This window comes from Streptomyces zinciresistens K42, assembly GCF_000225525.1.
Classification (GTDB): Bacteria; Actinomycetota; Actinomycetes; order Streptomycetales; family Streptomycetaceae; genus Streptomyces; species Streptomyces zinciresistens.
Map to the genome: position 1 here is coordinate 1 of NZ_AGBF01000193.1, position 12774 is coordinate 12774.

Annotated in this window: 8 protein-coding genes and 3 pseudogenes; 9 read left to right on the forward strand and 2 right to left on the reverse strand. The window is 71.7% G+C overall.

What is annotated here, in order from left to right; genetic code table 11:
* The 5 genes from SZN_RS30555 to SZN_RS30575 form a co-directional block, all read left to right on the forward strand.
* A partial coding sequence (locus tag SZN_RS30555) for a substrate-binding domain-containing protein (RefSeq protein ID WP_007502626.1) occupies positions 1–646 on the forward strand: 646 nt, incomplete at its 5' end.
* A 131-nt stretch (positions 647–777) separates the two neighbouring features.
* Positions 778–2127, forward strand: coding sequence for an ABC transporter substrate-binding protein (locus SZN_RS30560; RefSeq protein WP_007502627.1), 1350 nt, complete (start codon positions 778–780; stop codon positions 2125–2127).
* 6 nt (positions 2128–2133) lie between these two features.
* The gene (locus SZN_RS30565) at positions 2134–3090 is read left to right on the forward strand and encodes a carbohydrate ABC transporter permease (RefSeq protein WP_043734009.1); all 957 of its coding nucleotides are present in this window, start codon (positions 2134–2136) and stop codon (positions 3088–3090) included.
* Positions 3087–3947, forward strand: coding sequence for a carbohydrate ABC transporter permease (locus SZN_RS30570; RefSeq protein ID WP_007502629.1), 861 nt, complete (start codon positions 3087–3089; stop codon positions 3945–3947). The genes SZN_RS30565 and SZN_RS30570 overlap by 4 nt, the downstream gene beginning before the upstream one ends.
* Positions 3948–3980: 33 nt before the next feature.
* Positions 3981–5591, forward strand: coding sequence for a glycoside hydrolase family 13 protein (locus SZN_RS30575; RefSeq protein WP_007502630.1), 1611 nt, complete (start codon positions 3981–3983; stop codon positions 5589–5591).
* 458 nt (positions 5592–6049) lie between these two features.
* On the opposite strand, the gene SZN_RS30580 is transcribed toward SZN_RS30575, so the two are convergent.
* Positions 6050–7312, reverse strand: a complete 1263-nt coding sequence (locus SZN_RS30580; protein WP_007502632.1) for a polysaccharide deacetylase family protein — start codon at positions 7310–7312, stop codon at positions 6050–6052.
* A 424-nt stretch (positions 7313–7736) separates the two neighbouring features.
* Here SZN_RS30580 and SZN_RS30585 point away from each other — a divergent pair.
* The 4 genes and pseudogenes from SZN_RS30585 to SZN_RS30600 all read left to right on the forward strand — a co-directional run.
* Positions 7737–8126, forward strand: a pseudogene (locus SZN_RS30585) (alkaline phosphatase family protein); the annotation flags it as partial.
* Positions 8127–8211: 85 nt separating this feature from the next.
* Positions 8212–8526, forward strand: a pseudogene (locus SZN_RS30590) (hypothetical protein); the annotation flags it as partial.
* A gap of 178 nt (positions 8527–8704) precedes the next feature.
* Positions 8705–10126, forward strand: coding sequence for an ATP-binding protein (locus SZN_RS30595; RefSeq protein ID WP_007502635.1), 1422 nt, complete (start codon positions 8705–8707; stop codon positions 10124–10126).
* A gap of 712 nt (positions 10127–10838) precedes the next feature.
* Positions 10839–11882, forward strand: a pseudogene (locus SZN_RS30600) (phospholipase domain-containing protein); the annotation flags it as partial.
* Positions 11883–11916: 34 nt separating this feature from the next.
* On the opposite strand, the gene SZN_RS30605 reads toward SZN_RS30600, so the two are convergent.
* Positions 11917–12774: DMT family protein (locus SZN_RS30605; RefSeq protein WP_007502637.1), on the reverse strand; the 858-nt coding region annotated here is incomplete at its 5' end.

The window sequence follows — 12774 nt, forward strand, 5'->3', positions numbered from 1 at the left end:
CTTCGCCGGCGGGCTGTACGCCCAGGCCGACGCGCCCCACGACCACTACAAGGAACTCGCCGACCGCAACATCCCGGTCGTGCTGGTCAACGCCGCCATCGAGCACCTCGGCTTCCCGGCCGTCTCGTGCGACGACGCCGTGGCGGTGGAGCAGGCGTGGCGGCATCTGGCCTCCCTCGGCCACGAGCGCATCGGCCTGGTGCTCGGACCCGCCGACCACATGCCCTCCGCGCGCAAGCTGACCGCCGCCCGGAGTGTCGCGCGGGACCTGCCCGAGGAGCACGTGGCGCGGGCCATCTTCTCCATCGAGGGCGGCCATGCCGCGGCCTCCCGGCTCATCGACCGGGGCGTCACCGGCATCATCTGCGCGAGCGACCCGCTGGCGCTCGGCGCGATCCGCGCGGCTCGCCGCAAGGGGCTCGGCGTCCCGTCGCGGATCTCCGTCGTCGGCTACGACGACTCGGCCTTCATGAACTGCACGGAGCCGCCCCTCACCACCGTCCGCCAGCCGATCGAGGCCATGGGCCGCGCCGCCGTGGAACTGCTGAACGCGCAGATCGCGGGCGCTCCCGTGCCGGCCGAGGAGCTGCTGTTCGAGCCGGAACTGGTGGTGCGCGGTTCGACGGCGCAAGCGCCGCGCGGCTGAGCCCCTTCCGCCGTTCCGGAGATCCATTCGCCTGTCTAAAAATTGCAAATTCTGCGCGACATCTTGCGAACAGCTGTCGCCGGTGCTTGAGTGTGCGGCGCCCACCGCTCCATGCCCAGAGGGGTCCACCGATGAGAAGCACCGGGTTCCGCCGTACGTTCGCCGCGCTGAGTGCCTGTTCGCTCGCCCTCGCCGTCTCCGCCTGCGGGTCGGGCGGGGACGACGCCGCGAGCGGAAAGACCCGCATCACGGTCAACTGCATGCCGCCCAAGAGCGCCAAGGTCGACCGGCGGTTCTTCGAGCAGGACATCGCCGCGTTCGAGAAGCAGAACCCGGACATCGACGTCGTGCCCAGCGACGCCTTCCCCTGCCAGGACCCGAAGACCTTCGAGGCCAAACTCGCCGGCGGCCAGATGGAGGACGTGTTCTACACGTACTTCACCGACGCCCGGCGCGTCGCCGACATCAACCAGGCCGCCGATCTCACGCCGTATGTCAAGGAGTTGAAGAACTACCAGAGCATCCAGCAGCAACTGCGGGACATCTACACCGTCGACGGCAAGATCTACGGCGTCCCGCGCACCGGCTACTCGATGGGCCTGATCTACAACAAGAAGCTCTTCGCGAAGGCCGGCCTCGACCCCGAACAGCCCCCGGCCACCTGGCAGGAGGTCCGCACCGCCGCGAAGAAGATCGCCGGCCTCGGCGCCGGCACCGTCGGCTACGCCGACTACAGCGCCCAGAACCAGGGCGGCTGGCACTTCACCGCCGAGATGTACTCCCAGGGCGGCGACGTCGTCTCCGCCGACGGCAAGAAGGCCGCCGTCGCCACCCCCGAGGGCCGCGCCGTCCTGCAGAACCTGCGCGACATGCGCTGGACCGACAACTCGATGGGCAGCAAGCAGCTCCTCGTCATCAACGACGTCCAGCAGATGATGGGTTCGGGCAAGCTCGGCATGTACCTCGCCGCCCCCGACAACATCCCGATCCTGGTCAAGGAGAAGGGCGGCGACTACAAGGACCTCGCCCTCGCCCCCATGCCGGGCGGCAACGGCACACTCATCGGCGGCGACGGCTACATGTTCAACAAGAAGGCCAGCCCCGAGCAGATCCGCGCCGGACTGAAGTGGCTCGACGCCATGTTCCTCACCCCCGGCGACGGCTTCCTCGGCGACTACGCGCGCGCCAAGAAGAACGACGCCCCCGTGGGCCTGCCCGAGCCCCGGCTCTTCACCGGCGCCGCGGACGCCAAGGACCAGCAGGTGAAGAAGGCCAACGCCAACGTCCCGGTGGAGAACTACCAGTCCTTCCTCGACGGCAACCAGAGCCTTCGGATGAAGATCGAGCCGCCGAGCGCCCAGCAGATCTACTCCGTCCTCGACGGCGTCGTCTCCGCCGTCCTCACCAAGAAGGACGCCGACATCGACCAGTTGCTCAAGGACGCCTCCGGGAAGATCGACAGCATCCTGGCCCGGGGCTGACGCACCATGACCAAGACGGCTCGGCGGACTTCCGTCGCGAAGGTCGCGGTCCGCCCGATGCAGGCGCCGCCCCCGGCAGGGGACCGGAGGCGGCGCCGCCTCGCCGACCAGGCCCGCGCCTACGGCTTCCTCGTCGGCGGTCTCGTCTGCTTCGCCCTCTTCTCCTGGTGGCCGGCGATCCGCGCGGTCGTGATCGCCTTCCAGAAGTACACGCCCGGCAGCGCCCCCGAGTGGGTCGGCACCGCCAACTTCACCCGGGTCTTCGCCGACCCCGAGTTCGCCGCCGCCTGGCGCAACACCCTGACCTTCACCCTCCTCGCGCTGCTGATCGGCTTCGCGGTCCCCTTCGTCCTGGCCCTCGTCCTCAACGAACTCCGGCACGCCAAGGCGTTCTTCCGGGTCGTCGTCTATCTGCCGGTGATGATCCCGCCGGTGGTGAGCGCCCTGCTGTGGAAGTGGTTCTACGACCCCGGCGCCGGACTCGCCAACGAGGCGCTCAGGTTCGCCGGACTGCCCACCTCGAACTGGACCAACGGCGCCGACACCGCCCTGCTCTCCCTGGTGATCGTGGCGACCTGGGCCAACATGGGCGGCACCGTCCTGATCTACCTGGCGGCCCTGCAGTCCATCCCCGGCGAGCTGTACGAGGCGGCCGAACTCGACGGCGCGAACCTGCTCCAGCGCATCCGCCATGTCACGGTCCCGCAGACCCGCTTCGTGATCCTGATGCTGATGCTCCTTCAGATCATCGCCACCATGCAGGTCTTCACCGAACCCTTCGTCATCACCGGCGGCGGCCCCGAGAACGCCACGGTCACCGTCCTGTACCTGATCTACAAATACGCCTTCCTCTACAACGACTTCGGCGGGGCCTCGGCCCTGAGCGTCATGCTGCTCGTGCTGCTCGGCGCCTTCTCCGCCCTGTACCTGCGGCTCACCCGCTCCGGAGGTGACGACGCGTGAGCACCCGGACCCTCGTGTCCTCGTCCGCCCTGGCCCGCCCGCGCGGCAAGGCCGTGTACTGGTCCCTCTTCACGGCCACCGTGCTGCTGTTCGTCCTCGCCTTCCTCTTCCCCGTCTACTGGATGGCGACGGGCGCGATGAAGTCCGCCGACGAGGTCGCGCGCACCCCGCCCACCCTCGTGCCCGAGCGATGGAGCCTGAGCGGCTACACCGACGCCTGGGAGCTCATGCAGCTGCCCGCGCACCTGTGGAACACGGTCGTCCAGGCCGCCGGCGCCTGGCTGTTCCAGCTGGTGTTCTGCACGGCCGCCGCCTACGCCCTGTCCAAGCTGCGCCCGGCCTTCGGCAACGTGATCCTGGGCGGCATCCTCGCCACCCTGATGGTGCCCGCCCAGGCCCTGGTCGTGCCGAAGTACCTGACCGTGGCCGATCTGGGCCTGCTCAACGACCCGGTGGCGATCTGGCTGCCCGCCGTCGCCAACGCCTTCAACCTCTATCTGCTCAAGCGGTTCTTCGACCAGCTCCCGCGCGACGTCCTGGAGGCCGCCGAGATCGACGGCGCCGGAAAGCTGCGCACCCTGTGGTCGATCGTGCTGCCGATGTCCCGGCCCGTCCTCGGCGTGGTCTCGATCTTCGCCCTGGTGGCCGTCTGGCAGGACTTCCTCTGGCCGCTCATGGTCTTCTCCGACACCGACGAACAGCCGATCAGCGTCGCGCTCGTCCAGCTGTCGCAGAACATCCAACTGACCGTGCTCATCGCCGCGATGGTGATCGCGAGCATCCCCATGGTCGCGATGTTCCTGGTCTTCCAGCGGCACATCATCGCCGGCATCGGCGCGGGCAGCACCAAGGGCTGACGTCCTCCTCCCCACGACAGAAAGGGCCGCAACGTGGCACAGCCCCGTCCCGCCTCGGCACAGTGGTGGCGCTCCGCCGTCATCTACCAGGTGTACGTCCGCAGCTTCGCCGACGGCGACGGCGACGGCACCGGCGACCTCGCGGGCGTCCGCGCCCGGCTGCCGTACCTCGCCGAACTCGGCGTCGACGCACTGTGGTTCACCCCCTGGTACGTCTCACCGCTGAAGGACGGCGGCTACGACGTCGCCGACTACCGGGCCATCGACCCGGCGTTCGGCACCCTCGCCGAGGCCGAGAAGCTCATCGCCGAGGCCCGTGAGCTGGGCATCCGCACCATCGTCGACATCGTGCCCAACCACGTCTCCGACCAGCACTCCTGGTTCCGGGCCGCGCGCGCCGCCGGACCCGGCAGCCCCGAACGCGAGCTGTTCCACTTCCGGCCCGGACGCGGCCCGGACGGTGCCCTGCCGCCCAACGACTGGCCCTCGCAGTTCGTCGGCTCCACCGAACCGGTGTGGACCCGGCTGCCCGACGGCGAGTGGTACCTGCACCTGTTCACCCCCGAACAGCCCGACCTCAACTGGGCCCACCCCGTGGTGCGTCAGGAGCACGAGGACATCCTGCGCTTCTGGTTCGAGCGGGGCGTGGCAGGCGTACGGATCGACTCGGCCGCGCTGCTCGCCAAGGACCCGGACCTGACCGACCTCGCCGACGGCCCCGAGCCGCACCCCTTCGTCGACCGCGACGAACTCCACGACGTCTACCGCTCCTGGCGGGCCGTCGCCGACGACTACGACGGCGTCTTCGTCGGCGAGGTGTGGCTGCCCGACGCCGAGCGCTTCGCCCGCTACCTGCGCCCCGACGAACTGCACACCGCCTTCAACTTCTCGTTCCTGTCCTGCCCCTGGGATGCGGAACGGCTGCGGGAGTCGATCGACACGACCCTCGCCGAGCACGCGCCCGTCGGCGCCCCCGCGACCTGGGTGCTGTGCAACCACGACGTGACCCGCACGGCCACCCGCTACGGCCGCGCCGACACCGGCTTCGACTTCGCCGCCAAGGCGTTCGGCACCCCCACCGACCTCGCCCTCGGCGCCCGCCGGGCGCGGGCCGCCGCGCTGCTGTCCCTGGCACTGCCCGGAGCCGTCTACCTCTACCAGGGCGAGGAACTCGGCCTGCCCGAGGCCGACATCCCCCTCGACCGCATCCAGGACCCGATGCACGCCCGCTCCGGCGGCACCGACCCGGGCCGGGACGGCTGCCGAGTGCCGCTGCCGTGGACCGCCGACGCGCCCCACGCCGGCTTCGGTCCGGGGGAGGAGCCCTGGCTGCCGCAGCCGGCCGGCTGGGCGGCGTACGCGGCCGACGGCCAGGCCGCCGACCCGGACTCCATGCTCGCGCTCTACCGCCGGGCCATCGCGCTGCGCCCGCGGTTCGGGCAGGACCCGCTCACCTGGCTGCCCGCCCCGGACGGCGTCCTCGCCTTCACCCGCGCGCCGGGCACGGTGTGCGTGGTCAACCTGGCCGACCGCCCCGCCGACCTGCCCGTCCCCGGTGAACTCCTGCTCGCCAGCGGCCCCTTGGACCCGCGGGGACGGCTGCCGAGCGACACCGCGGTCTGGCTGCGCGCCCCGGGCCTGTGAACCCTCCCGGTCACCGCACCGGCCGCGGTCGCCCTCCCCTCACCCCATGCGAAGGGATCAGCAGCACCGTTTCAGCCCCATGCCGTCCGGCTCGTGCCGGCCCGACCTCACCGCCGGTTCGCTCCCGGGGTTCGGCGGCCGCGGCATCCTCGTCTCCGAGTCCATCGCCCACGGCACCACCGTGATGCGCGGCGTTGAGCGCCGCTGTGCCGCTGCTCATGGTCGCGCGCGACGACACGGGGCAGACCCGAGCAGCAGCTCCGCGAGGTCTGCGTCGCCTCCCCGGCGAGGCGCAAGCAGTTCGCCGTGGTGGACGGCGAGGCCCAAGGCACCCTCCTGCGCGAGGGGGACAGGGCCGCCGACGCCCGGCGGAGCGAGGTCGTCGACTTCCTGACGGACACGTACGCGGCGGCCCCGCGCCCGTGGCCGGGCCCGTCCGCACGGGGCCGGGACGGCCGTCACGTCGTGGTGGAGGGCATCCGGGTGCTCGGGGTGCGCGAGAGGAACCTGTTCCAGCCGCCCGCCGGGCGCTCGCCCACGCCCAGGGTGCGCAGCCGGGCGAGGACGGCCGGGTCCTGCACGTCGAGCCAGTCGACGAACTGCCGGAAGGAGACGATGCGGACGTCCTTCCTGTCCGCGATCCGCTTCACGGTCTCCTCGACCGCGTCCATGTAGATGCCGCCGTTCCACTCCTCGAAGTGGTTGCCGACGAAGTACGGCGCCCGGTTCGTCTCGTAGGCGCGGCGGAAGCCGGCCAGGTACGCCTGGGTGGCCTGGGCCCGCCAGGACGGGTAGTTGTACGCGGGCGCCCGGGTGGTGCTGATCGACTGGTTCGCCAGGATGTTGTAGTCCATCGACAGGACCTCGAAGCCGCGTCCGGGGAAGGGGATGCCCTGGAGGGGGAGGTCCCACAGGCCCTGCTTCTTCACCGGCCAGCGCTGGACGCCGCCGGGCGAGGAGGCGTCGTAGCGCCAGCCCAGCTCGCGGGCGACGGGCAGCAGGTTCTCCTGGCCGAGCAGACAGGGCGTGCGCCCGCCGACGAGCTCCTTGTCGTAGTCGAAGGGCAGGGGCTGCTCGCGCTGCCAGCCGGTGCTGGTGCGCCAGGTCTTGACGAACTGCCGCGCCTGTTCGATCTCGCTGCGCCAGTCGGCCGGACTCCAGTTCGCGACGGAACCGGTGCCGGAGCAGAAGTGCCCGTTGAAGTGGGTGCCGATCTCGTGACCGCGCAGCCACGACTGGCGGACGTATCCCAGCGTCTCCTTGACGTGCCCGTCGGTCAGGTAGCCGATGTCGGAGGCGCCGACCCGGTTGTTCGGGGGCCGGTACAGGCGCTTCTGCGACTCCGGCAGCAGGTAGAGGCCGGAGAGGAAGAAGGTCATGCGGGCGTCGTGCTGCTCGGCGAGTTCGAGGAAGCGCGGGAAGAGGCCGTTGCCCACCTCGCCCGCGCCGTCCCAGGAGAACACCACGAACTGCGGAGGGGTCTCGCCGGGCTCCATGCGGACCGGCGCGGCGGGCTGGTTGGGCTGCCTGCCGGTGTACGCGGTCGACCCGTCGCCGATCAGCCGGGGCGCCATGCGGCGCGCGCCGTTGGCGCGCTGCCCCGCCTCGTTCGGGCCCTTCGTGCCCGTCTCCGGCGGGCTGCCGCAGCCGGACAGCCCCGCGGCCGAGGCGACCAGCCCCAGCCCTGCTCCGACGGCACTTCTCCGGCTGAACGCGTTCATGGGCACCCCAACCCGCTGGCCGGCGGCAGGAGAGCCCGCCGGTGACGTATCTGGCTGTACGTCAGATAATCAGATTTATACGGTTCGGGGTGTTTTGGGTGAGGCAAAGGAGTGGTGGGGCAGGGGTGGCGGTGCGTGACGGCCGGTCTTCCGGGGGGTGCGCGGGGGTGGCGCGCGAGGCGTGCGGGGCGTGCGGGGCGGGCCCGGCGCAAGCGGGCTGACCTCCGTGTCCGGGGGCGCCGGCCCCGGCGTACGCCGCCGCTCCCCGCCCGGCGCGGGCGCCCCTCTCCCGTACCCGCGGCTTTCACCCGCGCCGCCATCGCACCCTTCCCTGACGTTCGGTGCTCCTGGAACGCTCCTTCCGCGCGCACTCCGTCGTCACCCGGCCGGTCCCACCACCCCCATGGGAAGAGGTCCCCCACTCATGCCCGACGTCAACCGCCGCCGATTCCTCGAACTCGCGGGCGCGACCACGGCGTTCACCTCCCTGTCCGGCAGCATCCAGCGGGCAGCCGCCCTCCCGGCGAACCACCGCACCGGGTCGATCGAGGACGTCGAGCACATCGTCGTCCTCATGCAGGAGAACCGTTCCTTCGATCATTGCTTCGGCACGCTGCGCGGAGTGCGCGGCTTCGGCGACCCCCGGCCCGTGACGCTCGACAGCGGCAAGCCGGTCTGGCACCAGCCGGACGGCGCCAGGGAGGTCCTGCCGTTCCGCCCGGACGCCGACGACCTCGGCATGCAGTTCCTGGAGGGGCTGCCGCACGGCTGGACCGACGGCCAGCAGGCGTACAACGGCGGCAAGTACGACCGCTGTGCCGGGCGCTGAAGGTGGGCCGCTCGGCTTACTACGCGTATCTCGCGGGCCGGGAGGCAGCCCTGGTCCGACGGGATGCCGATCGCCAACGCCGGAAGCGGCGAAGACGAAGACGATGTCGCAGGTGCCGGTGTGGCGTGACGGGCTTGCGTGGTCGGTGTTGTCGGTGGACTACCAGCGCATTCTCACCGTGCTCGCGGACCGGGCCCGGCTTGGGCAGGGGCCGCTGACCTGCCGGGAGATGGCCGCTTCGTTCGGCATGGACGTGGTTCCGGCGCGGGTGGAGGCGCTGCGGTCGAAGGCGAAACGCCTGGTCGCGCGCGGCTGGCTGGCTGAACCGGCGCCGGGCCGGTTCACGCCCGCCCGCGGGGTGAGCGGGCCGGGCGGCGGGTCATGAGCAGGGTCATCGACCAGTAGATCATCGCCTCGGCGCCGGTGGTGCGGCGTTCGAAGTCGCGGGCCAGGCGGCTGCTGCCTCGATGGTGGAACCGCCGGTGACCGGACTTGATAGCACCAACTTTGGTATGTTCATTCTTGGACGCACCAAAATTGGCTGTATTGGCGGGTGGCTGGACGTGGACGATTTCATCGGGCGGGAGCGGGAGCTCGCGGCTCTGGACCGGATGCTCAAGCGGGTCGAGGCGGGTGGCCGCGGTGGGCGGCCGGGCAAGGCGATGCTGATCCGCGGGCGGCGGCGGGTGGGGAAGTCCCGGCTCGTCGAGGAGTTCATCGAGCGCTCGGGGCTGCCCAGTCTGTTCTTCACGGCCTCGGCCCAGGCCGGTGCGGGGGCGGATCTGCGGCTGTTCGTCGAGGCGGCGGCCGAGTCTGACCTGCCCGGCGCCGAAGCGGTGGGCGGGCAGTCGCCCGGTACCTGGGACGCGGCCTTTCACCTTCTTGTCGCCGCGCTGCCGGACGACCGGCCGAGTGTCGTCGTATTCGACGAGATGCCCTATCTGATCAAGAACGATCCGGGCTTCGAGGGCACCTTGCAGAAGTTCTTCGACCGGGAACTGGCCAGGCGGCCGGTGCTGTTGCTCTGTGTCGGTTCCGACCTGGCGATGATGGAGCGGCTCAACGACTACGACCGGCCCTTCCACCAGCGCGGTACGGAAATGGTGGTGCCACCGCTCAGCCCGGCCGATGTGGCGGACATGCTTGGACTCTCGCCGGCCGACGCGTTCGATGCCTTCCTCGTCTGTGGCGGGCTGCCTCTGGTCCTGGAGGAGTGGCCACGCGGCGCGGGGGTCTTCGACTACCTGGCCGACGTGGTGACCGATCCGACCTCGGCCCTCATCGTCAGCGCGGAGCGGTCCCTGGCCGCGGAGTTCCCGGCCGACGCCCAGGCACGCCTGGTGCTCGGGGCGATCGGCTCCGGGGAGCGGACGCACACGCTGATCGGCCGGGCGGCGGGCGGCCTGCCCGCCACCACCCTGCGGCGCTCCCTGCAGCTCCTGGGTGCGAAGCGGGTGGTGGAGGCCGTCACGCCGTTGTCCACACGCCCTTCGAAGGAGACCCGCTATTACGTAGCCGATCCGCATCTGCGCTTCTGGCTGGCCTTCCTGGGGCCGTACATGTCCGAGATCGAGCGCGGCAGAGGTGACCTGACTCTTGAGCGGATGCGCCGGTCGTGGACGGCCTGGCGCGGGCGGGCCGTCGAGCCGGTGGTGCGGGACGCCCTGTTCAGGATGCGCGCGGACGGTCTGCCCGAGGAGACGGGCGCGGTGGGCGGCTACTGGACCCGCAGCAACGACCCCGAGATCGACATCGTCGCGGCCGACCGGGGCCCGATCGCCAAGCGCATCACGGCGGTCGGCTCCGTGAAATGGCTGGAGAACCGCCCCTTCGACGCCCACGACCTGGCCCGCCTGCTGGTTCACCGCTCGCAACTGCCCGGGGCCGACGAGCAGACCCCGCTCCTCGCGGTGGCGCGGAGCGGGGTCTCGGTGGACGGGGTGCGGGCGGTGGGGCCCGAGGAGCTCATCACCGCTTGGCGGTGACGGTGGTCATGTCAGCGCCGACAGGGGCACGGGCATGTAGCCGCCGTCGACGAGATGCTCTGCCGGGGGTCTGCCTCCTGCTCACCGGGAGCCTGCAGGCGTCATCGCACTGCCGGGTGTCCGTGTACTTCTGCCTGTGCCGCCGCGATGGCGGCACAGGCAGAAGTACTGTCCGACATCGTCGGCTTCTTCGCTCCACTACTTGCGGCCGCTCTCACAGGACTCCGATGCCGTATCGGGGGAGCAGGTGTGCACGCCAGCGGATGAACGGTTCGTCGTTTCCGCGACGGTGTTCCCGGCACGCACATGTTCGGAGCGGGAATCGGACCTCATGGCGGACCTGGAAGTCTGGGAAGACCCTGCCGAGCTGCGCATCCGGCGTAAGTCCTCGGGGTGTTCGAAGCCACAAGTTCAGCCTTTCCTGGCCGCCGGACAACTCGTAGTGGCCGAGCAGCGTGCTGAGCTCGCCGTACCGGCGCGACCGCCAGGCATCCATCGCCGCTCCCGCAGTCACCTCGGAGCCGGACCCGGCGATACCCTCTGGCCGGCATGGACGGGGTGCCACGGTGGGGAAGGCACAGTGCTGGTCGCATTCTGGTCGTATACGTGCCCGAAGTGGGGCTTGGCGGGGCATGTCCGCGTGAGGCCGGGAGCAGCCGGGTGCCGCGTACCCATGCAGGTCAGAGCAGGTTTTTTGGATGACGCTCCTGGTGATGAAATCGACGGCTTCTTCGACCACGTCGTCCCGCCGCTGCCGCCGAAGGACGCCTCCCGGGGCAGGTCCACCGTCGACGTCGCCCTCGACCTCTACCCGGGCGACGCCAACCGCCCCGCGGGACCGTACGGACTCGGCCCGCTGGTGCCGATGGTGGTCGTCTCGCCCTGGAGCAAGGGCGGTTACGTCTGCTCCGAGACGCTGGACCACACCTCGATCCTGCGGTTCATGGAGCGCCGCTTCGGAGTCCGCGAGCCCCAGGTCTCGCCCTGGCGCCGCGCCGTCTGCGGCGACCTGACCTCCGCGTTCGACTTCTCCCGCCGAGACAGCCGCCCGGTGTCGCTGCCGGACACGGACGCGTACGAGCCGCCGGACACGGACGCGTACGAGCCGCCGGACCGCGAACGCCACCCGGACTACCGGCCGGTGCCCCCGGCCGACCCGGCCATGCCCCGTCAGGAGCGCGGCCTGCGCCCCTCGCGGCCGCTCAAGTACGCCCCCTGCGCGGACGGTTCGGTGGACGCGGCGGCCGGGACGTTCACGCTCACCCTGACCGGCGGGGCCGAGGCGGGCGCCGCCTTCCACATCACCTCCGGCAACCGCGCCGACGGCCCCTGGACGTACACCACCGAGGCGGGAAAGACCCTGTCGGACACCTGGAACTCGGCGTACTCGGACGGCTCCTACGACCTCACGGTGCACGGGCCCAACGGCTTCGTGCGCTCCTTCGAGGGCGGCAACGGGGCCGCCGGTCCCGAGGTCACCGCCCGCCCCAGGGGCGACGACATCGAGCTGACGTTCACGAACCGGTCGGCGGCGGGCACCCTGCTGAGGATCGCCGACGCCTACGCCGGACGCGCCACGACCGTGACCGTGCGGCCCGGCGCCACCGTGCGCCGCACGATCGGCCTGGCGGCGGGCCGGCGCTGGTACGACCTGACCGTCACCGCCGACGGCGACCCGGCGTTCCGGCGCGGGTTCGCCGGGCACGTCGAGAACGGGCGGCCCGGCGTGAGCGACCCGGCGAACATCACCGAGTGACCCGGGGCCCTTCCGCGAGGGCCCCGCGCGCCGCTCACCGCGCCGTGAGCTGCCCCGGCTCCTGACGCCGGGGCACCAGCGCCGGTTCCTCGGCGGCCGATCCGGGCTCCAGCGCCAGGACGGCCGCCACGGGATGCTCGTCGGCGGCCCCCGCGGAGGCGGCGTGGCGCGAGGCCCCCGCGGAGGCGGCCTCGGGGCGGGCCGCCGCCTCGGGACGCGGCGTGGCGCGGGTCAGCTGGACCACGCCCCAGGAGGCCAGCCCCGCCCCGGCCAGCGCCAGGACGACGCCCAGGGGACCGCCCCGCAGCCGTTCGCCCAGCAGCGCCAGCCCGATCACCGCCGCCGCCAGCGGATTGGCCAGCGTGACCACGGCGAGCGGCGCTCCGAGGCCGCCCCGGTAGGCGGTCTGGGACAGCAGCAGCCCGCCCGCCGCGAAGGCCGCGACCAGCAGGGCCACACCCGCCACCTGGAGACTCAGGACCGGCACCGACCGATCGGCGGCGGCCACGGTGACCGTCTGGGTGAGGGCGGAGGCGACACCGGAGGCGAAGCCGGACGCCGTGGCGTGCCGCAGTCCCGGACGGGCGCCCGGCCACGCCAGCGTGCCCATCAGGGCGACCGTGACCGCCGCGACGGCCAGCGCCTCGGGGGCGCTCAGCGCGTCGTCCGGGGCGGGGCCGGAGGCGGCCACGAGGATCGCGGCCAGACCGGCCAGGGTCAGCGCGGTGCCGCGCCACTCGGCCGCGCCGGCCCGCCGCCCCGCCAGCCGCGCGCCCAGCGGCACCGCCGCCACCAGGGTGAGCGCGCCGAGCGGCTGCACCACGGTCAGCGCGCCGTACCTCAGGGCGACGACGTGCAGCAGCGCGCCGGAAGCGTTGAGCAGGACCGAACC

Excerpts from the sequence above, each read along its gene's own strand:
- SZN_RS30560 (WP_007502627.1), top strand. The coding sequence starts at position 778 with ATGAGAAGCACCGGGTTCCGCCGTACGTTCGCCGCGCTGAGTGCCTGT.
- SZN_RS30565 (WP_043734009.1), top strand. The coding sequence starts at position 2,134 with ATGACCAAGACGGCTCGGCGGACTTCCGTCGCGAAGGTCGCGGTCCGC.
- SZN_RS30580 (WP_007502632.1), bottom strand. The coding sequence starts at position 7,312 with ATGAACGCGTTCAGCCGGAGAAGTGCCGTCGGAGCAGGGCTGGGGCTG.